This is a genomic window from Paucibacter sediminis, assembly GCF_030254645.1.
Lineage (GTDB): Bacteria > Pseudomonadota > Gammaproteobacteria > Burkholderiales > Burkholderiaceae_C > Paucibacter_B > Paucibacter_B sediminis.
In genome coordinates this window covers 4,546,452-4,569,075 of the sequence record NZ_CP116346.1, presented here as the reverse complement: position 1 = coordinate 4,569,075, position 22,624 = coordinate 4,546,452, and the positions used below count along the sequence as shown (strand labels likewise).

The window sequence follows — 22,624 nt, the reverse complement described above, 5'->3', positions numbered from 1 at the left end:
AGGCCAGCGCTCAGCCGCGCTGCGCGAACTGCCAGCCCAGCTCGGCCAGCGGCCGCGCGCCGGCGCCGGCCTCGCGCGCCTGGGCGCTTGAGGCGGTGCCGTCCTCGGCGCGCTTGGCAATGCCCTGCAGGATGGCGGCGATGCGGAACAGGTTGTAGGCCAGGTAGAAGTTCCAGTCCTTCGTCACCAGCGCCGGGTCGACGCGGCCGGTGCGCTCGCAGTAGCGGCGCACATAGCTCTGCTCGTCGGGGATGCCCAGCGCGGCGATGTCCACGCCGCCCAGGCCGCGTGCAGTGCCCGAGGTGCGGATGTGCCAGGACATGCAGTGGTAGCTGAAGTCGGCCAGCGGGTGGCCCAGCGTGGAGAGCTCCCAGTCCAGCACCGCCAGCACGCGCGGCTCGGCGGGGTGGAACACCAGGTTGTCGAGGCGGAAGTCGCCATGCACGATGGACACCTCGCGCGGGTCGCGCGCCGACTCGGGGATATGCGCCGGCAGCCATTCGATCAGGCGGTCCATCGCCTCGATGGGCTGGGTGATGGAGGCCTGGTACTGCTTGCTCCAGCGCCCGATCTGACGCTCGAAGTAGTTGCCCGGCTTGCCATAGCCGGCCAGGCCCACCGCCTGCACGTCGACCTTGTGCAGCGCGGCGATGACGCGGTTCATCTCCTCGTAATGCGCGGCGCGTTCGGCATTCGTCATGCCGGGCAGGGACTGGTCCCACAGCACGCGGCCCTGCACGAACTCCATGATGTAGAAGGCGCGGCCGATCACGCTCTCGTCCTCGCACAAGGCCAGCATGCGCGGCACCGGCACCTCGGTGTCCTGCAGCGCGCGCATCACCATGTATTCGCGCTCGATGGCGTGCGCCGAGGGCAGCAGCTTGGCCGCCGGCGCCGGCTTGGCGCGCATCACATAGGTCTGGCCCGGCGTGACGAGCTTGTAGGTGGGATTGGACTGGCCGCCCTTGAACTGCTCGATGCTGAGCGGGCCGGCAAAACCTGGCACCTGGCTGCCGAGCCAGGCGGCCAGGGCCTCGTTGTCGATCGAATGTGAGGGGGCACGGGTGCCGGTGAACGCTTCCATGGGTCTCCTGATTGCAGTGAATTCAGTGCGGCGACCCGGGCGGCGTGGCCGGGCTCGCTACTTGGCGGCGATCGCCATCAATTTTTCCTTGCTCAGCACCACCAGGCGCGTGGGCTCGACGCGCACCGCACCGTCGCGCTCGAAGCCCTTGAGCTCCTGGTTGACGCGCTGGCGCGAGGCGCCCAGCATCTGCGCCAGGTCTTCCTGCGCCAGCTGCAGGCCGATGCGGATTTCCTCGCCCTGCGGCACGCCGTAGCTGCGCGCCAGCAGCAGGATCTGCTTGGCCAGGCGCGAGGCCAGTGGCCGCGTGTTGAGGTCTTCCACCACGTCGAACATCAGGCGCAGGCGCCGGCAGTTCAGGCGCAGCAGCGCCTCGTAGAGCTCGGAGTGGCGCGCCAGCAGTTCGCGGAAATCGGGTTTGCGCACCACCAGCAGGGTGGTGTCGCCATGCGCGGTGGCATCGTGGGTGCGCGGCAGGCCGTCGAACAGCGAGATGTCGCCGAACCAGGTGCCGGGCTCCACATAAGTAAGGGTGATCTGCTTGCCCGAGAGCGAGACCGAGCTGATGCGCACCGCGCCCTTGGCCACGCCCACCCATTCCTCGGCCGGCTCGCCACGGCAGGAGAGCAGGGCGTCGTCGCTGAGGCGTCGGACCGTGGCACGGGAGAGGATGTCGCTGCGCAAGGGCAGTGAGAGTTTTGAGAACCACGACCCCGACTCGATGTTGCTGCGTTCGGGAATTGTAAGAACCGGGCTATTCATGCTTAGTCGCTGACGTGACAGCTCCACATGGCCGTCCTTCCCTATTGTGTACGACTCACCAAAACCTACTGAAGCAGGAGACCAAGATGCCCGCAGATGCCGAACAACTCGAGGGTCAGCAGCGTTTCGGCGCGGCCGAATGGGGCTTGCGCGTGGACCTGGCGGCGGCCTACCGCCTGGTGGCGCTGTTCGGCTGGGACGATCTCGTCTTCACCCACATCAGCGCGCGCCTGCCCGGCCAGCACGATCAGTTCCTCATCAACCCCTACGGCATGATGTTCGAGGAGATCACCGCCTCCAGCCTGGTGAAGGTGGACATGCAGGGCAACAAGCTGGACGACAGCCCCTATCCGGTGAACCCGGCCGGCTTCACCATCCACAGCGCCGTGCACGCGGCGCGCGCCGATGCCGGCTGCGTGCTGCACACGCACACGCTCAACGGCGTGGCGGTGTCGGCGCAGCGGGGCGGTGTGCTGCCGCTCTCGCAGCAGTCGATCTTCGTGCTCTCCAGCCTGGGCTATCACGACTACGAGGGCGTGGCGCTGCGCGAGGACGAGAAGCCGCGCCTGGTGGCCGACCTGGGCGCCAAGAACTACCTGATGCTGCGCAACCATGGCCTGCTGACGCTGGGAGCCAGCGTCGCCGATGCCTTTCTGGCGATGTATCTGTTCGAGAGCGTGTGCGCGATCCAGCTGCGCGCGCAAAGTGGCGGCGGCGAGCTGGTGCAGGTGAACCCGGCCATCATCGGCGGCGCCCAGCAGCAGGCCGCGCAGGTGACCAAGGGCCTGGGCGGGGCGCTGGCCTGGCCGGGGCTGCTGCGCCGTCTGGATCGCCGCCTGCCCGGCTACGCCAGCTAAGGTTTCAACACCCTGACTGTGGGCGCGACGAAACAGCGTGCGGCCCGCAGAGCATTCCGGCGGCGCCGGCGCGGGGCCTCATGCTAGAGTGCCCCGCAGAACAACACAGATCCCGGGAATGGACCGAGCCAAACCAGCGCCGCAGGCCGGCGCTGCGTCCGCCAGACTGCGCACCCTCCTGCTTGCACTTCTTGCCGGCGGATGGACCAACGCCCATGCGGTGGGGGTGGGGCGTCCGCAGACCCTGTCGGCCCTGGGCCAACCGCTGAGCCTGACCTTCCCCCTGCAGCTGGCGCGCGGCGAAACGCTGACGCGCGATTGCGTGCGTGCCGAGGTGCTGGCCGGCGATGCCCGCATGCCGGCCAATCTGGTGCAGATCCAGCTCGAGGGCGAGGACGAAAGCTCGGTGCGCCTGGTGCGCTTGCAGACGGTGGTGCAGATCGACGAGCCGCTGGTGACCGTGAATCTGGCGGTGGGCTGCCCGGCGCGCTTCACGCGCCAGTACACCGCCTTCATCGACCCGCCCGCGAGCGGCGCGCCGTCCTTGCCTGACGCGGGCAGTGCACGCATGCCCAGCGCCGAGTTGCGCGAATACTCACCCGCCCTGCAGGCCGCGCTGGCGACCGCCAATGCCAAGCCGGCCAGCCTGCTGTCGGCGCAGGAACTGGCCACCTTGGCGGCGCCCGAGCAGGCGGCAAGTGCCGCCGCGGCCGCCGCGCCGAAGCCGCGCGCCAAGCGCGCCCCGGCGGCGGGCCCCCGCAGCGCGGCCGGCGATGGCGCGGCGGGGTCAAGCGCCGCAAGTGGCCCAAGCGCCCCTGGCGCCGAAACCACCAAGCCCAGGCGCAGCACGCGCACGCGCACCAGCGTGGCCGCCGCCGCGCAGGCCGCCAGTGCCCCGAAGGCCGGCGGCGGCAGGCTGAGCCTCGAGGCGCCCGAAGCGCTGCTCGAATCCAGCTCCCTGCAGGCGGCCCAGGCTGCCAGCGCCGCCAGCGGCGCGGCCAGTACGGCGGCCGAGGCGAGCGAGCGCATGGTCAAGCTGGAGCAGAGTTTTGCCAAGCTGCAGGCCGAACAGCGCCAGACGCAGGAACGCCTGCTGGCCCTGCGCGTGCAGCTGGAGCAGGCCCAGCGTGCGCAGTACAGCAACCCCTTCAGCCTCGGCCTGCTGGCCCTCAGCCTGGCCCTGGCCGGCGCCTGCACCTATCTGGGCCTGACCCTGAGGCGCGAGCGGCGCCAGCATGGCGAGGCCTGGTGGTCCGGCTCCAGGCCCGAGGCGAGCGCAGCGGCGCCCGCGGCCGCGGCGCCTGCGCCGGCCGCTCCCGCCGTGCCGCGCATGGCGCCCGCCATGCCTCCCGAGGCGCTGGATACCACCGTGCCCGGCGCTTTGTCCACGCCGCCCGACGAGCGCACCATGTCCTTGCCCGGCCTGCTGGACCTGGGCGAGCCTGCCGCCGCCGCCGAGCAGGAACCGCTCAGCGTGCAACTGATCAACCAGGGCCTGCCGACGCAGCCGGCCGCCCTGCATGCGCCCAGCGCCGCACCGGTGCGGCAGTTGGACGCGCAGCGCATGGTGACGGTGGAGGAATTGATCGATCTGGAACAGCAGGTGGACTTCTTCCTCGTGCTGGGCCAGGAGGACGCCGCCGTCGAACTGCTCACCGAGCGCCTCGAGCAGGCGGATGGCAACGGCCTGCCCTATCTGAAGCTGCTGGAGATTCACCAGCGCCGCGGCGATCGCGCCGCCTTTGCCGCGCTGGCCGAGCGCTTTGCCGAGCGCTTCGATGCGCGCGCGCCGGCCTGGAGCGAGGATCTGAACGAGGGCCACGGCCTGGAAGCCTATCCCGAGGTGCTGCGCCGCCTGCAGGCCTGCTGGCACGATGCCGGCGTGAGCATGGCGGCCGTGCAGGCGCTGCTCGCGCGCGATGCGCTTGGCGAGGCCGGCCTGAACCTGCCGGCCTACCGCGATCTGCTGATGCTGTATGCGGTGGCGCGCGACATCTCCGAGCATGAGGTGCGCGGCGATGACATCGATGTGTTCCTGCCGCTGGACGGATCGGGCAGTGCCGCGGCCGCCGCGGGCGCGGGCATGATGGCCACCATGGTCTGGCAGAGCACGCCGCAGGCCAGCTCGCCCATCGACGTGGACATCTCGCTGGACGAGCCGGCCGCGCCGCCGGCGCAGCAGGCCTGATTCACAGCCTGGCGAGCAGCTCCAGCGCCTTGTTGAGCGTCTCGTCGCGCTTGGCGAAGCAGAAGCGCACCACGCGCTCGTGGCGGTCGGCGCCGCCAAATGCCGCCATCGGAATCGCCGCGACGCCGATCTCGCGCGTCAGCCAATCGCAGAAGGCCTCTTCCGGCAGCTCGCTCACGGCGCTGTAGTCCACGCATTGAAAATAAGTGCCTTCGCAGGGCAGCAGGCGCAGCGGCGTGCGCGCCAGGCCGGCGCGGAACAGATCGCGCTTGCGCTGGTAGAAGGCCGGCAGGTCCAGATAGGGCCTGGGGTCGTCGAGGTAGCGTGCCAGGCCATGCTGCATCGGCGTGTTGACGGTGAACACGTTGTACTGATGCACCTTGCGGAACTCCGCCGTGAGGGCGGCCGGCGCGGCCACATAGCCGACCTTCCAGCCGGTGACATGGTAGGTCTTGCCAAAGCTGGAGACGATCAGGCTGCGCGCCGCCAGCGCCGGGTAGCGCGCCGCGCTCTGGTGCAGCTGGCCATCGAACACCATGTGCTCGTAGACCTCGTCGCTGATCACCAGCACCTGGGTGCCCTCCAGCAGTGCGGCGAGCGCGCGCATGTCGGCATCGCTCCAGACCGTGCCGCTGGGGTTGTGCGGGGTGTTGATGACGATGGCGCGGGTGCGCTCGCCCAGCGCCGCGCGGATGCGCGCGAAGTCCGGACGGAAGCTGTGCGGGTCCAAGGGCACGCGCCGCACGCGGCCGCCGGCCAGCTGGATGTTGGGCGCATAGCTGTCGTAGCAGGGTTCCAGCACGATCACCTCGTCGCCCGGATGCACGATGGCGAGCAGGGCGGTGAAGATGGCCTGGGTGGCACCGGCGGTGATGGTGATCTCGCGGCCGGCGTCATAGGCATGGCCGTAGAGCCGCTGCAGCTTGGCCGCCACCGCCTCGCGCAGCGCCGGCACGCCGCTCATCATCGGGTACTGGTTGTGGCCGGCACGCATGGCCGCGTCCACCGCATCGATCAGGGCCGGGTCGCAGTCGAAATCCGGAAAACCCTGGCCCAGGTTGACGGCCTGGTGCTGCTGGGCCAGCGCCGACATGCGCGTGAAGATGGTGGTGCCCACATCGGGCAGGCGGGATGCAAGCGTGGGTGGCGTGGTCATCGGCAAGACGGGACGGGCGTAAGACTCAGAGTTCGTAGTCGCTGGCCTGGCCGTTCAGGGCGCGCTGCAGCAGGTGCTTGTTGAGGCGCTCGGACAGCAGTTCAGCAAAGGCATAGACATAGTTGCGCAGATAGGCGCCGCGCTTGAAGGCGATGCGGGCCACGTTCTGGCCGAACAGATGGCCCAGCGGCTTCGCCACCAGGTCGCCGCCCGGCGGATCGTCGCGTACCGCCATCTCGGCCACGATGCCCGCGCCCATGCCCAGGCGCACATAGGTCTTGATGACGTCGGAGTCGATCGCCTCCAGCACGATATTGGGCTGCAGGTGGCGCGCGGCAAAGGCGCGGTCGATGCGGGTGCGTCCGGTGAAGCTGGGGTGGTAGCTCACCAGGGGTTCGGCCGCCAGTTGCTCCAGCGTGGGGCGCTCGACCAGCGCCAAGGGATGGCCGGCGGGCACCACCAGCACATGCTGCCATTCGTAGCAGGGCAGGGAGATCAGTTCCTCGAACTCGCTGAGCGACTCGGTGGCGAGGCCGACATCGGCGGTCTCGTCGACCAGCATGCGCGCGACCTGCTCGGGGTTGCCCTGGTGCAGGCTCACATTGACCTGCGGGTACAGGCGCCGCAGCTGCGCCACCGGCCCGGGCAGCACATAGCGCGCCTGGGTGTGGGTGGTGGCGATGGAGAGCGTGCCGGCATCCTGCTTGGAATACTCCTCGCCGATGCGCTTGAGGTTGCCGACCTCGCGCATGATGACCTCGATGGCCTTGAGCACCTGCTGGCCGGGCTCGGTGATGCTGCGCAGGCGCTTGCCATGGCGCGAGAAGATGTCGACGCCGAGCTCCTCTTCCAGCTCCAGGATGGCCTTGGAGACGCCGGGCTGGGAGGTGAACAAGGCCTTGGCGGTCTCGGTGAGGTTGAGGTTGCGGCGCGCCGCTTCCTGGACAAAACGGAATTGATGCAGGTTCATGGCGCGTGGCCCTCGTTCGCCGAGCCGGCGTTCAGCAGCCCCAGGCTGAGATCGGCCATCGCCTGCATCAGCGCGTCCTGCTCGCCGATGGCGGGATGCAGCAGCCATTGCACGCGCTCGCCCCAGGCGGCGCGCAATTTGTCCACCAGCGGTGGCACGTCGCGCCGCACATGGCCGCTGGCGCCGAGGAAGAGCGGCACGATGTGCACGCGCGTGCAGCCGGCCTCGGCCAGCTGCAGCGCGGCGCTTTCGATGTCCGGCTGCATCAGCTCCAGAAAGGCCAGCTGCAGCGGCAGCGCGGGGCGCGCCAGGCGGATGCGGCGCGCCACTTCCTCGAAGGGGCGGGCCCAGGCGGGGTCGCGGGCGCCATGGGCAAACAGGAGCAGGCCATCCATCGTCGTCACCGGTACCGCACCAGCCAGCCGAAGGCGGCCAGCGAGATGCCCATGTAGAACAGACTGGGCGCCGCGGCCACGGCCCAGGGCGTCCAGTTCTTCAGCAGGCCCAGATGGCCCGCCAGGTTGTTGATCAGCACGAAGCTGATGCCCAGCATGATGCCGCCAAACACCTTCAGGCTGATGCCGCCGGCGCGGCCGTGCAGATAGGCAAAGGGCAGGGCCAGGGCCACCATCACCATGCAGGCGATCGGGTAGAAGGCCTTGCGCCAGAACTGGATGTTGTGGGCCTGGGCCGACTGCTCCTGGGCCGAGAGATGCTCGGTGTAGCGGTACAGCTCCAGCGTCGACATATTGGCCGCCGGCAGCACCGCGGCCGTCACCACCCCGAGGGTGAGGCTGCTGTGCCAGGGCAGTTGCGCCAGCCGATGTTCCACCAGGCCCGCCGGCGCCGGCCCGGTGCCAGGTCTTGCCGCCGGCGCCGCTTCCTTGCCGGGCGCCAGGCTCAGCAGCGGGCTACCGGTCTGCCGCCATTGCGTGGCGCTCACGCCCTCGAGCGTCCAGACGCCGATGTTCGAGACCTTGGCGCTCTGGGCCGACAGGCGCGTCACCAGGCCGCCCTGGGCATCGAACTCGAAGATGCGGATCTGCTCCAGCAGGCCGCCGGCGCGCGCGCGCTGCACATGGACCGAGTAGCTCCATTCGCCGGCCGGCGTGCTGAGCTTGTCCTTCAGCCAGGCGCCGCTCTCGCTCACCGCGGCGCCGGCATTGCGCGCGCGCGCCACCATCGCCTCGCGCCCGGTCAGGGGGGCGATGTAGTCGCCGATCACGAAGGTGAGGGCCGCGAACATCAGTGCCAGGCTGGCGAGCAGGCCCAGCGCGCGCCCGGGCCCGAGGCCGGCGGTGCGCAGGATGGTGAACTCGCTCGACTGTGCCAGGCGCGCCAGGCTGTAGATGGTGCCGATCAGGATGGCGAAGGGCGCCAGCTCGTAGACATTGCCGGGCACCTTGAGCAGCGACAGCCAGGCCGCCTGGGCGGCGCCGGCGCCGACCCGGTTCATGCGGTCCAGGTCGTCCACGAAGTCGACGAAGAAGAACAGCGACAGAAAGCCCAGCATCACGAAGGACACGGCGCCGAACACATCGCGGTAGAGCAGGCGGCGTACCGTCCTCATGCGCCGCCCCCGGCCAAGCGGGGCTTGCACCTGGGCAGGCACAGGCGGTTGCCCTGGTCGCGCCACCACAGCAGGCCCAGGGCCAGCGCAAAGCCGCTGCCGTGCACCGCCAGCAGGGCGCCGGCCATGCTCATGCGGCCGCTGGCAACCCAGGACTGCGAGAGGTTGATGAGATTGAAATAGACCACGAAGCCGAGCAGGGCGAACAGCAGGTTCCAGTTGCTGGCGCGACGCGGGTTGCTGGCCGAGATGCCGATGCCCAGCAGCATCAGGTTGACGCAGCCCAGCGCCATGCCGAAACGCCAGGTCAGCTCGCCCTGGTTGCGCGGGATCGGCTTGTCCAGCAACTCGAGGGTGCCGATCGCCTTGGGCGGGCGTTGGTCGGTGGCGCGCATGGCCTGGTTGTCCACGAGCAATTTGTATTCCTCGAAGCGCGCCAGGGCCTTGGCGCCGGATTGGGGGTCCTGCTCATTGCGCTGGCCATGCTCGAGCACCAGGAAGCGCTGGTCCTTGGCCGTTTCGATATGGCCCTTCAGCGAGGTGGTGACCGATTCGCTGCGCTCGGAGTTCATCAGGATGAAGACATTGCGCGCGGTCTTGTCGTCGGCGCTGTCGCGCTCGATGAAGAACACGCGCGAGCCGTCGGCCGAACTCTGGAACTGGCCGGGCGCGACCCGCGACAGATCGCTGCGCTGCTCGTACAGCTCGCGCAACTGGCTGCTGTTCTGGTTGCCCCAGGGCCAGATGATCATCATCAGCACCGCCACCGCCAGCACCACCGGCCAGGCGGTGCGCAGCACCGGCTTGACGAAGCGGCCCAGCCCGACGCCGCTGGCAAACCAGATCGTCATCTCGGACTCGCGGTACATGCGGCCCAGCGTGGCGACGATGGCGATGAAGAGCGACAGGCTCAGCATCGTGGGCAGGTGCGCCAGCGACATATAGCCCAGCAGGTAGAGCACATGCTGGGGGGCGACATTGCCGCCCGCCGCCAGGCCCAGGGTCTTGATCAGCATCATCGTCAGCACGATGGTGAGGATGACGACGAGGGTGACGCCGAAGCTTCTGGCCAACTCCTTGCGTACGGTGGAATCGAATAACATCCGGGCACTTTATCTATTTCTCGACATTATGGACTTCCGTACTCAGACTGCGTCCCTGGATGCATTGGCCAATGTGTCAGCGGATGCGCTGGTGGTGATCGTGGCGGGCGAGGCCGTGCCCGCTGGTTTGGATGCAGCCCTGAGCGCCCTGCTCAAGGATGCGGTCAAGCTGGGGGATTTTGAATTCAAGGCCGGCAAGGCCCTGACCTTGCTGCGCCCGGCCGGTGTGAAGGCCGCGCGCGTGGTGTTCGCCGCCGCCGGCAAGGCCACGGTCAAGGCGGCACGTGCCGCGGTGCAGAACGCGGTGGGCCAGCTGAAGGGCCGTGGCGCCGCGCATGCGGCGATCGCCTTCGCTGGTTTCGACGCTGTGAGCGACGCGCTGGTCGAGCAGACCGTGCTGGCCGTGCGCGATGCCGTCTACGTCTACCGCCATACCAAGCCGAGCGCGCCCAAGGCTGGCGCCTTCAACAAGCTCAGCCTGCTGGCCGGCAAGGACGATGCCAAGGCCGTGAAGACCGGCCTGGCCCGTGGCCTGGCGATTGCCGAGGGCATCGAGCTGGCGCGCGAGGCCGCCAACCGACCGGGCAACTACTGCACGCCCAGCTATCTGGCCGACGAGGTCAAGGCTCTGGGCCGCACGCATGGGCTGAAGGTCGAGGTGCTGGATCACAAGGCCTGCGAGAAGCTGGGCATGGGCTCCTTCCTGTCGGTGGCCAAGGGCTCGGACGAGCCGCTGCGCTTCATCGTGGCGCGCTACGAGGGTGCGGCCAAGACGCAGGCGCCGGTGGTGCTGGTGGGCAAGGGCATCACCTTCGACTCGGGTGGCATCTCGCTCAAGCCGGGCGCCGAGATGGATGAGATGAAGTTCGACATGGGCGGCGCGGCCAGCGTGCTGGGCACGCTGCGCGCCGTGGCCGAACTCAAGCCCAAGATCAATCTGGTGGCCATCATCGCGGCCTGCGAGAACATGCCCAGCGGGCGCGCGCTCAAGCCGGGCGATGTGGTGACCTCGATGTCGGGCCAGACCATCGAAATCCTCAACACCGACGCCGAGGGCCGCTTGATCCTGTGCGACGCGCTGACCTATGCCGAGCGCTTCAAGCCGGCGGTGGTGGTGGACGTGGCGACGCTGACGGGCGCCTGCGTGATCGCGCTGGGCGGCGTGCGCAGCGGCATGTACGCGAGCGATGACGAGCTGGCAGCCTCGCTGCTGGCGGCGGGCGAAGCCGCGCAGGATCTGTGCTGGCGCATGCCGCTGGACGAAGAGTACGAGGAAGGCCTGAAGAGCAACTTCGCCGATGTGGCCAATGTGGGCTCGCGCGCCGGTGGCTCGATCACCGCGGCCATGTTCCTCAAGCGCTTCGCCAGCAAGTACCGCTGGGGCCATCTCGACATCGCCGGCACGGCCTGGAAGGGTGGCGCCGCCAAGGGCGGCACCGGCCGCCCGGTGGGCCTGTTGACGCACTTCGTGCTGTCGCAGGTTCGTTGAGCGAGCGGGGAGGCAGGAGTCGGCGTATGGCAGAGGTGAGCTTCTACACCAATGTGGCCGACCGCCTGCCCTATGTGTGCCGCTTGCTGCGCAAGGCGCAGCTGAGCGGCGCACGCGTCGGGGTGCTGGGGCCGCCAGCCATGCTGGAGCGGCTGGACGCCGCGCTCTGGACCTTCGAGCCAACCGAGTTCGTCCCGCATGTGCGCGTGGCGGACGCACCGCTCAGGCCCGCCTTGCAGCGCACCCCGGTGGTGCTGGCCGAGCGGGTGGAGTCGATCCCGCACCGGCACATGCTGCTCAACCTGGGTTCGGACCTGCCGCCTGCCTTCGATACCTTCGAGCGCGTGCTGGAGGTGGTGTCGCGCGATGAGCAGCAGGTGCAGGCCGGGCGCATGCGCTTCAAGCGCTATCGCGAGCTGGGTTGCCAGGTCTCGCATCACGTCGTCAGCGACTGAATCGCGGGCCGGCAGAGGCTCGGCGCTAGGCGCAGGGGTCAGGTCTTGCCCCTCGCGTGGCGTGCCAACTCGGTGCGGCTGTGCCACATATCGATGCACCCCATATGAAACCGGCAGGGTAAGTACGGGTAAACGACAGCCGGAACGCATCAGATGGCATGCGGTTTTCCAGAGTTTCCCCCTGGAGTAAGGGGTGGAATTGGGGTATGTTTGCGCTCGTTGAGAATTCAACGTTAATAAGCTCTCCTTCTTCCAACTCGGAGGTAATACATGCAAGTCAAGTTGAATGTGATCGTGGGCGCCGTCGCGGCCGTGCTGTGCGGCACGGCGATGGCGCAGGACCTGGTCGTGAAGATCGGCCACGTCGGCCCCACCAGCGGCGCGATTGCCCACCTGGGCAAGGACAATGAGTTGGGCGCGCGCATGGCCATCGATGAGCTGAACGCCAAGGGCGTCACCATCGGCGGCAAGAAGGCCAAGTTCGAACTGCTGGCCGAAGACGACGCGGGCGACCCGAAGCAGGGCACGGCCGCGGCCCAGAAGCTGATGGACTCCAAGGTCAACGGCGTGATCGGCCACCTGAACTCGGGCACCTCGATCCCCGCGTCCAAGGTGTATAGCGACGCTGGCGTGCCGCAGATCAGCCCCTCGGCGACCAACCCCAAGTTCACCCGCAACGGCTACAAGACCGCTTTCCGCGTGGTGGCCGACGACGTGCACCTGGGCGGCACGCTGGGCAAGTACGCCGTGAAGGAACTCAAGGGCCAGTCGATCGCCGTGATCGATGACCGCACCGCGTACGGCCAGGGCGTGGCCGACGAGTTCGAAAAGGGCGTGAAGGCCTCCGGCGGCAAGGTCGTCGGTCGCGAATTCACCAACGACAAGGCCACGGACTTCACCGCCATCCTGACCTCCTTGAAGGCCAAGAAGCCCGATGTGGTCTTCTTCGGCGGCATGGACGCGGTGGCCGGCCCGATGCTGCGCCAGATGAAGCAGCTGGGCATCGAAGCCAAGTTCATGGGCGGCGACGGCATCTGCTCGGGCGAGCTGCCCAAGCTGGCCGCGGGCACCATGGGTGACGGCCAGGTGGTGTGCGCCGAGGCTGGTGGCGTGGAAGGCGAATCCAAGAAGTCGATGGAAGGCTTCAAGGCCAAGTTCAAGGAAAAGTACAAGGTGGACGTGCAGATCTACGCCCCCTATGTGTATGACGCCGTGAACGTGATGGTGGCGGCGATGGTGAAGGCCGGCTCGGCCGAACCTGCCAAGTACCTGCCGGTGCTGGCCAAGACCGACGGTTACAAGGGCGTGACCGGCACGATCGGCTTCGACGGCAAGGGCGACATCAAGAATGGCGCGCTGACCCTGTTCACCTACAAGGGCGGTGCGCGCGAGCAGATCGCCGTGGTGCGCTAAGCACTAGGAACCGGCTTTTGCCAGGGGCGCCCACTTCGGTGGGCGCCTTTTTATTTGTGTCATCCCCACAGTGAGGGACGAGAAACTTCGGCTGCCGTGTAAAACGCACGTGAGCGGGTGCTCGGCTTGTTTGACTTGACTGCGCTTGCTGGTTGAATGCATATGGTTTAACACGGCGCCTCCAGCGCTGCGGCATCCGGGATACAGCGGCGCAGTAGTTTGTCCCCTGAATCCGTGAATGGCCGTGGTTCAAGGCACTCCTACCCTTCAAACGGGGGGCTTTCAAGAGTGTCTGCTGGAGGCATGATCGCCTCGCAGTACGGTTTGCGCCCTTTCGAAGCAGCTCCTTGGTCGGCGGATTCTGGTAGTCCTTCGACAGACCGCTAGATTCGGCTTGCTCACCAACCGAACGGTGCTGAAGGCGTGCAATTGGGGACAGGCATGATTCGGATATTCAACCATTACCTGCATAGGCAGACTTTGGTCCAGGTCTTCTTTGACCTCGGACTGATCATCGTTGCCATCTTCTCGGTCGTGCTCAGTCAGGGTGATGGTGCTGGGCAGGTGATTCCTTTTGCTGCGTCGCACGGTCTTTCGCTTGCCGGTTGCATGTTCGTCATCAACTCGGCGTCCGGTTTGTATCAGCATGCTCACAATCGGTCTTTGACCGAGTCCTGCGCGCGTGCCTTGCTGGCACTGTTGATCGGCCTGCCGCTGGCCTATGGCATCTTCAGCTTGGTGCCGACCAATGCCAGCCATCGCGACCTGCTGATTCTTGCCGCCATGGGAGCTGTGGCGGCGGTGATGGTGCACCGCGTTTATGCCGCGCACCCGATCGGCCAGGCGCGTACGCGCACCAAGATCCTGATCTTTGGTTCGGGCGCCGCGGCGCTGTCAGTCGGCAATACGCTGCGCGCTTCCGATCCGCATGCGCAGGTGGTGGGTTATTTTCCCGGCCCCAATGAGGATCGCTCAGAAGTGCCGCGTGGCGAAGTGATTGAGTCCAGGGGTAGCCTGACCGAAACTGCCTTGCACCTGGGGGTGGACGAAATCGTGGTGGCGCTTTCCGAGCGCCGTGGGGGCAGCATGCCTCTGCGTCAGTTGTTGGACTGCAAGCTGTACGGCATCAAGGTGGTGGACATCGCCACTCATTTCGAGAAGACGCTGGCGCAGATCAAGATCAGCCACGTGAATGCTGGGTGGTTGGTGTTTGGTGATGGCTTCAATCAGGGCGCGTTCCGTTCGGCAGTGAAGCGCTTGTTCGACATCGTTTTTTCGTCCGCCATCTTGATCGTCAGCGCGCCCATCATGTTGCTGACCGCGCTGGTAGTGAAGCTGGAATCCAAGGGCCCGGTGTTCTATCGCCAAGAGCGTGTCGGGCAGAACGGCGCGGTGTTTGATGTGGTGAAGTTCCGCAGCATGCGCACCGATGCCGAGAAAGACGGCAAGCCGGTTTGGGCCACCAAGAACGATGACCGTGTCACGAAGGTCGGCCGTTTCATCCGCAAGGTTCGTATTGATGAACTGCCCCAGTTGATCAATGTGCTCAAGGGTGAAATGAGCTTGGTCGGACCGCGTCCCGAGCGTGCTTTCTTTGTGGACGAGCTGGTCGCCAAAATCCCCTATTACGCTGTGCGGCACAGTGTGAAGCCGGGTGTCACCGGATGGGCGCAAGTGCGCTACGAATATGGCTCCACAATTGAAGATTCAGTGGAAAAACTCCAGTACGATCTGTACTACGTCAAGAACCACACTTTGTTTCTGGATCTCTTGATCCTCTTGGAAACGGTGGCGGTAGTTCTGACTGGCAAAGGGGCGCGCTAAGGAGTTCTTGCCCGGTGTATAGAGAGTCGGTTCAGGCCTCTCTACCACCGTCGCTGGCCTCTCGCCGGTCTGTAGCGCCCTGAACGCGATCATGCGTTAGGTATTCGTAAACATCTTCTGCCGATGCCGGGCAGCATCTTGGGCCCACGAACGCATGTTTGAACATGGCCTCAGCCTTGGGGCAACATCCGGACTCATTGCTGCCACTGCGTACCTGGCGTTGGCCATTTCAGTTGTGTGGGCCCAGGGCAAGCCTGGCGTGCCAAGAGGCCTGATTTCGTGGGTCTTTGTGCTTGCCCTGCTGTCCACGGTGGTTTGGGCCACCTTGGAGATGGCCTCGCAACAAGCGCTTCTTCCGCGGCGTTCCTGGGTGTTGTCCGTGGGCTTGCCGATAGCGGACGCCGTGCGCTATGCGGCGTGGTTCGCAGTGCTGCTTGGCGTTTTGAATGGCAGGGTCGCCAGTGTTTTTGGCTGTGGGCCCTGGGCCTTGTGGCTTATTACCGGGCTGGCCGTGACTGGGCCCATGGGCCTGGTGTTGGTGCGTGAAGCACTGGACTTTCCTCTACTCAGCTTTGAGCGCGGCCAAGCCTTTGCGGCTCTGGGCATGGCGGTTGTCGGGTTGATTCTTTCGGAGCAGGTGCTACGCAACGCTTCTGGCGATATGCGCTGGGGCGTGAAACCACTGTTGCTGGGCTTGGGCGCGGTCTTCGTTTTTGACTTGTTTGTCTTTTCCCAGGCAGCGTTGTTCCAGGAATTCGATAGCGATGCGCTGAGTATCCGCGCTGCGGTCCATGCCGCCGCTGTACCTTTGCTCTGGATGGCGAGCCGCCGCAACCTGCAATGGACGACGCGCTTGCATGTGTCGCGCGCTGCCGTATTCCACTCTGCAGCACTGCTCTTGGTCGGCAGTTACCTGCTGATGGTGGCCGCGGTGGGTTATTACGTTCGCTATACCGGCGGCGAATGGGGGCGGGCGTTACAGCAGGCGCTCACGGTCGTAGCAATGGTGCTGCTTTTGCTGGTTGCGCTTTCCGGCTCGGTGCGAGCTCGTCTGCGGGTTTACATCAGCAAGAACTTCTTCAGCTATCGCTATGACTACCGCGAAGAGTGGCTGCGCTTCACGGCCATGCTGGCATCCAGTGGCTCACCGAATCAGCTCGGTGAGTTGGTGGTCCGTGGTCTGGCCAATCTGGTCGAGAGCCCCGCGGGGGCCTTGTGGTTGAAGCGCGGTGGTGACGCCGCCTTCATTCAGTCTGCACGCTGGAACCTGGCAGAGGAGCGCGAGGTTCTCGAGAAGGATTGCAGCCTTGCGAACTTCTTACGCGAACGCGCGTGGATCGTGGATCTGGATGAATGGCGCGAGCTACCTGGCAAGTATCTGGGCCTGAGCATCCCTGCACACCTGCATGAGGACGCCAAGCATTGGTTGATTGTGCCTTTGATGGCTTCAACCGAGTTGGTCGGATTCGCCATTCTTGCCAAACCGCGCACCAGCATTGAACTCAACTGGGAGGTCCGAGATCTTCTGCGCACCGCCAGCAGCCAGGCAGCCAGCTATTTGATGCAGATGCAGGCAACGGAAGCGCTTCTGGAAGCACGTAAATTCGAGGCCTTCAATCGCATGTCTGCCTTTGTCGTGCATGACCTCAAAAACATCGTGACGCAGTTGTCGCTGATGCTGAAGAATGCGAAGCGGCTGCGCGACAACCCGGAGTTCCAGCAGGACATGTTGGATACCGTGGAGAACTCGCTGGAGAAAATGCGCCAGCTGATGTTGCAGTTGCGTGAGGGGGCCAAGCCTCACGGTGTTACCGGGGGAGTTGACTTGGTGGCTATTGCGCGGAGCCTAGCGAGAAATGCTGAGCACAAAGGACGTGCGCTAGAACTTCAGGTGGCAGGGCCGCTGAGCACACGGGGGCACGAGGATCGGATCGAACGTGTCATTGGCCATGTTGTCCAGAACGCCCTGGATGCCACACCGCCGCATGGCCGTGTTTGGCTCAAACTGGACCAAAGCGGCAGCCATGCGCGCGTGGAAGTCGGCGATACTGGTTGCGGCATGACCCCTGAGTTCATAGAGAATCGCCTCTTCAAGCCTTTTCAAACTACGAAGTCCACGGGCATGGGTATCGGGGCCTACGAGAGCTTCCAATACTTGCAAGAGTTAGGTGGCAAGATGGATGTGGAGAGCAAGGTGAACGTTGGTACCAGAATCACGATATGGCTGCCCCTCTTTCACGGCAGGCAGGGGGCAGATCTTGATTTGTCAGCGGCACGATGAATAGCGCCAGTCTCCCGGTCTTGATGATCGTTGAAGACGATTTAGCACTGCAGAAGCAGCTGAAATGGTCGCTGGACCGTTTCGAATCTGTGCTCGCCGACGATGTCAACAGTGCTTTGCTTCAGTTCCGGCGTCACACACCGGCCGTTGTGACGATGGATCTTGGCCTGCCTCCTGATCAGGACTCGGTCACGGAGGGTTTTCGCCTGCTCGAGCGCTTGATCGAGCTTGAACCCTCGACCAAAGTGATTGTGCTGACCGGGCAGAATGACCAAGCGAACGCGCTGCGCGCCATACGTATGGGGGCCTACGATTTTCTGGCCAAGCCCGTAGATCCGGACGTGCTGAGCCTGACCGTTGAACGAGCGTTTCGCCTGCACGAGTTGCAGCAGGAGAACCGCCGTCTCCAAATGCAGCAGCATCAGGACGCCCTTGGCGGCGTGTTGACCCGTGATGCACAGATGCAACGTATCTGTCGCACCGTCGAGCGCGTAGCGCCCAGCGATGCCACCGTGCTGCTGCTTGGTGAGAGCGGTACCGGTAAAGAGGTGCTGGCCCAAGGCCTGCACAATGCTTCACGCCGCAAGGGGCGTTTTGTAGCCATCAATTGCGCCGCCATTCCGGAGGCTCTGCTTGAGAGCGAACTGTTCGGCTATGAAAAAGGGGCTTTCACCGGGGCGTCGAAAACCACTCTGGGGAAAATCGAAACCGCCAACGGCGGGACTTTGATGTTGGACGAAATTGGCGATCTGCCGATGGCGCTGCAGGCGAAATTGCTTCGCTTCCTGCAGGAGCGCAGCATCGAGCGTCTGGGTGGGCGCAACGAGATACCCATCGATGTGCGGGTCGTCGGCGCAACGCACCAGGATTTGCGTGCGCTGATCGAGCAGGGGCGTTTTCGAGAAGACTTGTACTACCGTCTCGCTGAAATTGTCATCGAGATACCCCCGTTACGCGCCCGGGAAGGCGATGCCGTGCTGCTGAGCCACGCTTTCCTGCGCCGTTTCGCTTCCGAGCAACGCCGGCCGGTTCAGTCTATTTCGGATGACGCCGTGCTGGCGATCGAAGCGCACAAATGGCCGGGCAATGTGCGCGAACTTCAAAATCTTATGAAGCGTGCCTCGATCATGGCCGATGGCGATCGGATTACAGCCGAGGATCTCGGATTACCCGTGCCTGGCAGTGCTGCGAACACGCAAGCCTCGTTGGACCTGCGCGCCGTGCGCGAACAGGCTGAGCGACAGGCCGTGGTTATGGCGATGGCGCGCGCGGACGGCAATATGGCCAGGGCCGCTGAACTGCTAGGCGTGAGCCGTCCGACGCTTTACGATCTTGTGAGTCGACTCCAAATCAAATGAATAAATCTCAGCGAATGCAGGGTAGGCGCGCGGCGGGTTTTATTGCCCCGTGGGTGTTAGCGGTGTCTGCGAGCTTGATCGCTGCCTGCTCCGGCGATAGCCCGGAACAGTTGGTGATTGCGGCCAAGGCGAATATCGCGAAGCACGACAACAAGGCTGCGGTCATTCAGTTGAAGAGCGCGTTGCAGCGGAACGGCTCGCTTGCCGAGGCTCGATTCCTTTTGGGCAAGGCCTTGCTCGAATCCGGCGATGTCAGCGGGGCGATGATCGAGCTGAACAAAGCGCTCGAACTGGGCTACGACAGCAACGAGTTGACGCCCGTGCTAGCCGCCGCCATGGTGCTGCGAGGCGAGGGCGCCAAACTGATTGCCCAGTACGGCGCCACCGACCTGGCAAATGCCAAGAGCACTGCCGAGCTGAAGGCGGCGTTGGCAAGCGCTCATGCCGTCGCTGGCAACCTAGACCTTGCGCGAAAGTCGGCGGAACAGGCGTTGAAGCTCGACCCGGAAAATCAAGGGGCGCTACTGATGCAAGTGCGCCTGCTGACGATCAGCAAGGACTTCGATGCCGCACTCAAGGTGATCGACAAGGCGGTGGGGGCCAACCCGAAGTCAGCGGCGGTCTGGTTGGTCAAGGGCGATTTGTTGCGCGCGATGCGCCGCAGCCCGGAAGAGCAACTTGCTGTGTTTCGTGAAGCGGTGAATGTTGACCCGGGCAATGTCGGTGCCCATGTCGCTGTGATTACCGTCTTGTCTCAGCAGAAGGACTTCGAGGGCGCCGCTCGCCAACTGAAGCTGCTGCAGGCACAGCAACCGGGGCATCCGCAGACGCGTTACTACGCCGCATTGTTGGCGCTGGAGTCGAAGGACCTGAAAGAGGCCAATGAGCAGATCCAAGCCTTGCTCAAGATCGCGCCCAATAGTGCTAGCGCGCTCCAGTTGGCAGGTGAAATCGACATTCGGCGCGGCGCCTATCTGCAGGCGACGGCCAGCTTGCACAAGGCGCTGCCGCTGACCAAGGCTCCGGCCGCATCGGTGCGTATTCCGCTGGCCCAGGCCTATCTGGGAAGCAAGGACCCGGCCAAGGCGCTGTCGGTGCTGAAGCCCTTGCTGGATACCTCGAATCCGCCTGCGCAGGCCCACTCGTTGGCTGCCGACGCTTATACGAGCCTGGGAAACACCAAGCTCGCCCAGGAGTCATACCGTCGGGCGGTGGCCACCAATCCGAACGACATGGCCGCCCGCACCATGCTGGCACTCGCTCAAATACACGGTGGCCAGGCGGCGCAGGGCTTCGGTGATCTGCAGGCCATTTCATCAACTGATCCTGGCGTTGCGGCGGAACTCGCCTTGTTCAAGGCTTACTTGAGCAAGGGCGAATTTGACAAGGCTAGACAGGCTGTTGATTCCCTGGAGCGCAAAAAACCCACCGATCCGCTTTCCGCTGATCTGCGCGGCTGGCTGGAATTGCTGAAGGGCAATCGAGACAAGGCGCGCGACGCCTTTGAGCTGGCTATGAAGCGAGCTGCAGGTGATATTACGGCCGCCATGATGTTGGGCCGGCTGGACCTGCAGGATGGCAAGCCGGAACCGGCATTGCGACGTTTTGAGCGCGTGCTGCAGGCAGACCCTAAGGCAGTGGATGCACGCATGTCCATCATCGTCTTGCGTGCGCAGGCTGGAGCGAGCGCCGACGAGCAGCAGCGTTTGATTCTTGAGGCCATCAAACTGCATCCGTCAGAGCCTGCGCCTCGTATCGCTCAAATCAATGCATTGCTCGAGGCGGGGCAGCCCAGGGACGCGGTTGTCGCCGCGCAGGCAGCGATCCAGGCCGTGCCCGACAACGCTTCCCTGATCGACTTGCTGGGGCGGTCGCAGATGCTCGCCGGGGACGCCACCGCCGCCAGTCAGGCATATGGGCAGTTAGCCAAGTTGCAACCGAACTCGGCACTTGCAGCGATTCGACAGGCCGAACTCCACGCCACTCTCAAAGACACGCGATCCGCGATCAGCCAACTTCGTCGTGCGCTGGAGATCGTTCCTGACAATTTGGATGTTCAGTCGGCGTTGGTCGGATTGCTTGCCGTTGATGGCAAGTCCGGCGAAGCCAGATCCATCATCGCGTCCATGCAAGCCAAACAGCCGCAGAATGCCGCCGTTTGGGATGTTGGCGGCGATTTGGAGAGCTATCTGCGGAACTTCCCTGCCGCGGTCGCAGCATTTCAGACCAGTCTGAAGAAGCACGACAGCGCAGAAACGGCCATCAAACTTCATCGCGTTCTGTTGTCCTCAGGCAAGCGCGACGAAGCTCGGAATTTTGAAGAGGCGTTTCTCGCCAGATGGACCAAGGACTCGACCTTTCTGTCTTACCTAGGTGATGCTGCACTCGGCGCGGGTGACTATGAGCAGGCTGTGCGGCGGTATGTGCAGGTGATCAAGCTGCAACCTGACCATGTGGCGGCCCTGAATAATCTGGGTTGGGCGCTGCAGAAAGCTGGAAAACCGGGTGCGCTCGACTACGTGGAGCGCGCGCTAAAAATAAAGCCGGACTCGGCAGATATTCTTGATACACACGCCTCGATCTTGGCCAGCGAAAAACGATTTGACGCCGCCATCGAATCTCAGAAGCGTGCGGTCGCTTTGGCGCCGGCGCAGCATCAGTTGCGCCTGCATTTGGCCCAATACTATCTTGCGACGGGGAAGAAGGAACAGGCTCGTACTGAGCTATCCAAGCTTCTTGAGGCTGGTGATCAGTTTGGCCAGCAGGACGAAGTAAAGAAGTTGCTCGGTTCAATGTGAGAAAAATGCTGGCATATCGGGACATGGCATGAGCGGTATCAAGCAAGCGAGCCTACGCAAAAGGTTCCGCCACATGCTGCGGCATGTGTTTTCCTGTTTGCCTCGACAGACCCGGTTTAGTATCTATCGGGCCATGATTGAATGCGATCAGGATCCTGATCCGCGGCTTGAACTGAAGGTTGCCGAGAGCCAAGAAGAGATCGAGGATTGCTTCAAGATCTTGCATGACGCCTATGTCGCCAGCGGCTTTATGAAGCCGGCCGAGTCGGGCATGCGTGTGACCATGTATCACGCCCTGCCAACCACGACCACACTGTGCGCGAAGTACGACGGGCGCGTGGTCGGCACCATGTCCATGATTCGTGAGGGCGTGTTCGGTTTTCCACTTCAATCGGTGTTCGATTTGAGTGACGTCCGCGCGAAAGAGGGGCAGATTGCCGAAATCTCGGCGTTGGCGGTACATCCTGACTTTCGCAAGACCGGCGGCGCGATTCTGTTCCCGTTGATGAAGTTCATGTACGAGTACTGCACGGAGTTCTTCGATACGAGGCACCTCGTCATCGCGGTCAATCCCGAGCGTATCGAACTGTATGAATCGCTGCTGTTCTTCGAACGCTTGCAGGAACGCGTGGTCGAGAACTACGACTTCGCCAATGGTGCGCCGGCGGTGGGTGCTTCGCTTGATCTTTCGCGCGCGCGCGGGATCTTTCGGCAGGTTTATGGGCGGCGGCGCCTGAGCAAGAATTTGTACAAGTATTTCGTGACCCTGCGGTTGCCGAATATCAAACTCCCGAAGCGCAGGTATTTCACGACCAACGATCCGGTACTGACGCCGGATACCTTGGATTACTTTTTCAATCGACGCAGTGACGTATTTGCCAAGCTTGACGATCGTCGCAAGGCACTGCTCTGGTCTATTTACGATCAGCCAGAGTATCGTCGGGTTTTGCCGATGCTCAGCGGTTCGCCGGTGGCCGTGCATCCAATGCGGCGGCATCAACGCTTTTCCCTGCGTTGTCCGGCTGAATTGCGTCTGACCGTCAACGATGGCGAGCGCACCCTGATGTTGACGGTGATCGAGATATCGTTGTCAGGCTTTCAGGCCACGTCCAAGCTCGCCGTGCCCTTGCATGCGGATGGCGTTGCCCTTATCGAGCTTGGTGCGGAAGAGCGCTCGGTGTTGAACGTAGCTGCGGTGCGACATCACCGAACCGACACGGTCGATTTCTACGGTTTCAAGTTGGTGGAGCCGGACGCCGCTTGGCGGCGCTGTGTCAGCGCGCTTGAAACTGGGCATACAGCTGGCGATTTGTGAG

Annotated in this window: 17 protein-coding genes; 10 read left to right on the top strand and 7 right to left on the bottom strand. The window is 64.4% G+C overall.

The features are described from left to right. Positions 1 to 10 precede the first annotated feature (10 nt). Together PFX98_RS21140 and PFX98_RS21135 are read right to left on the bottom strand one after the other, a co-directional pair. Positions 11 to 1,084, bottom strand: a complete 1,074-nt coding sequence (locus PFX98_RS21140) for a phosphotransferase (protein WP_285232457.1) — start codon at positions 1,082 to 1,084, stop codon at positions 11 to 13. Between the two features lie 57 nt (positions 1,085 to 1,141). Continuing rightward, entirely contained in the window at positions 1,142 to 1,846 is a 705-nt protein-coding gene (locus PFX98_RS21135) for a Crp/Fnr family transcriptional regulator (protein ID WP_285232456.1), read from the bottom strand. An 86-nt stretch (positions 1,847 to 1,932) separates the two neighbouring features. Here PFX98_RS21135 and PFX98_RS21130 point away from each other — a divergent pair, with 86 nt between their 5' ends. Then, on the top strand, positions 1,933 to 2,703 hold the full coding sequence (locus PFX98_RS21130) for a class II aldolase/adducin family protein (protein WP_285232455.1): 771 nt from the start codon (positions 1,933 to 1,935) through the stop codon (positions 2,701 to 2,703). Between the two features lie 118 nt (positions 2,704 to 2,821). Continuing rightward, a complete protein-coding gene (locus tag PFX98_RS21125) occupies positions 2,822 to 4,891 on the top strand; it encodes a type IV pilus assembly protein FimV (RefSeq protein WP_285232454.1) in 2,070 nt (689 codons plus the stop codon). A 1-nt stretch (position 4,892) separates the two neighbouring features. Here PFX98_RS21125 and PFX98_RS21120 read toward each other — a convergent pair whose 3' ends face one another. From PFX98_RS21120 to lptF, 5 genes are read right to left on the bottom strand one after another with little or no spacing between them, the layout of a single operon-like run. Further along, on the bottom strand, positions 4,893 to 6,047 hold the full coding sequence (locus PFX98_RS21120; protein WP_285232453.1) for a pyridoxal phosphate-dependent aminotransferase: 1,155 nt from the start codon (positions 6,045 to 6,047) through the stop codon (positions 4,893 to 4,895). Positions 6,048 to 6,072: 25 nt separating this feature from the next. Beyond that, positions 6,073 to 7,017, bottom strand: a complete 945-nt coding sequence (locus PFX98_RS21115; protein WP_285232452.1) for a CysB family HTH-type transcriptional regulator — start codon at positions 7,015 to 7,017, stop codon at positions 6,073 to 6,075. Next, on the bottom strand, positions 7,014 to 7,412 hold the full coding sequence (locus tag PFX98_RS21110) for a sirohydrochlorin chelatase (RefSeq protein WP_285232451.1): 399 nt from the start codon (positions 7,410 to 7,412) through the stop codon (positions 7,014 to 7,016). The genes PFX98_RS21115 and PFX98_RS21110 overlap by 4 nt, the downstream gene beginning before the upstream one ends. Positions 7,413 to 7,417: 5 nt before the next feature. After that, a complete protein-coding gene (locus PFX98_RS21105; protein WP_285232450.1) occupies positions 7,418 to 8,587 on the bottom strand; it encodes an LptF/LptG family permease in 1,170 nt (389 codons plus the stop codon). Further along, the gene (gene lptF, locus PFX98_RS21100) at positions 8,584 to 9,660 is read right to left on the bottom strand and encodes an LPS export ABC transporter permease LptF (RefSeq protein ID WP_342399159.1); all 1,077 of its coding nucleotides are present in this window, start codon (positions 9,658 to 9,660) and stop codon (positions 8,584 to 8,586) included. Before lptF ends, PFX98_RS21105 begins: the two co-directional genes overlap by 4 nt. A gap of 58 nt (positions 9,661 to 9,718) precedes the next feature. On the opposite strand from lptF, the gene PFX98_RS21095 reads away from it, so the two are divergent. The 8 genes from PFX98_RS21095 (at position 9,719) to PFX98_RS21060 (ending at position 22,623) form a co-directional block, all read left to right on the top strand. After that, positions 9,719 to 11,179 carry a leucyl aminopeptidase gene (locus tag PFX98_RS21095; protein WP_285232448.1) on the top strand — a complete coding sequence of 487 codons (1,461 nt, stop codon included), beginning with the start codon at positions 9,719 to 9,721 and terminating at the stop codon, positions 11,177 to 11,179. Positions 11,180 to 11,205: 26 nt separating this feature from the next. Next, on the top strand, positions 11,206 to 11,634 hold the full coding sequence (locus tag PFX98_RS21090) for a DNA polymerase III subunit chi (protein ID WP_285232447.1): 429 nt from the start codon (positions 11,206 to 11,208) through the stop codon (positions 11,632 to 11,634). Between the two features lie 270 nt (positions 11,635 to 11,904). Next, positions 11,905 to 13,047 (top strand): branched-chain amino acid ABC transporter substrate-binding protein, encoded by a 1,143-nt coding sequence (locus PFX98_RS21085; RefSeq protein ID WP_285232446.1) that lies wholly within the window; start codon positions 11,905 to 11,907, stop codon positions 13,045 to 13,047. A gap of 441 nt (positions 13,048 to 13,488) precedes the next feature. After that, entirely contained in the window at positions 13,489 to 14,871 is a 1,383-nt protein-coding gene (locus tag PFX98_RS21080) for a TIGR03013 family XrtA/PEP-CTERM system glycosyltransferase (protein ID WP_285232445.1), read from the top strand. A gap of 154 nt (positions 14,872 to 15,025) precedes the next feature. Continuing rightward, entirely contained in the window at positions 15,026 to 17,152 is a 2,127-nt protein-coding gene (gene prsK / locus PFX98_RS21075) for an XrtA/PEP-CTERM system histidine kinase PrsK (protein ID WP_285232444.1), read from the top strand. A 23-nt stretch (positions 17,153 to 17,175) separates the two neighbouring features. Continuing rightward, the gene (prsR, locus tag PFX98_RS21070; protein ID WP_285232443.1) at positions 17,176 to 18,510 is read left to right on the top strand and encodes a PEP-CTERM-box response regulator transcription factor; all 1,335 of its coding nucleotides are present in this window, start codon (positions 17,176 to 17,178) and stop codon (positions 18,508 to 18,510) included. Next, a complete protein-coding gene (gene prsT, locus PFX98_RS21065) occupies positions 18,507 to 21,308 on the top strand; it encodes an XrtA/PEP-CTERM system TPR-repeat protein PrsT (protein ID WP_285232442.1) in 2,802 nt (933 codons plus the stop codon). The genes prsR and prsT overlap by 4 nt, the downstream gene beginning before the upstream one ends. A 28-nt stretch (positions 21,309 to 21,336) precedes the next feature. Next, on the top strand, positions 21,337 to 22,623 hold the full coding sequence (locus PFX98_RS21060) for a GNAT family N-acetyltransferase (RefSeq protein WP_285232441.1): 1,287 nt from the start codon (positions 21,337 to 21,339) through the stop codon (positions 22,621 to 22,623). Position 22,624: the final 1 nt, after the last annotated feature.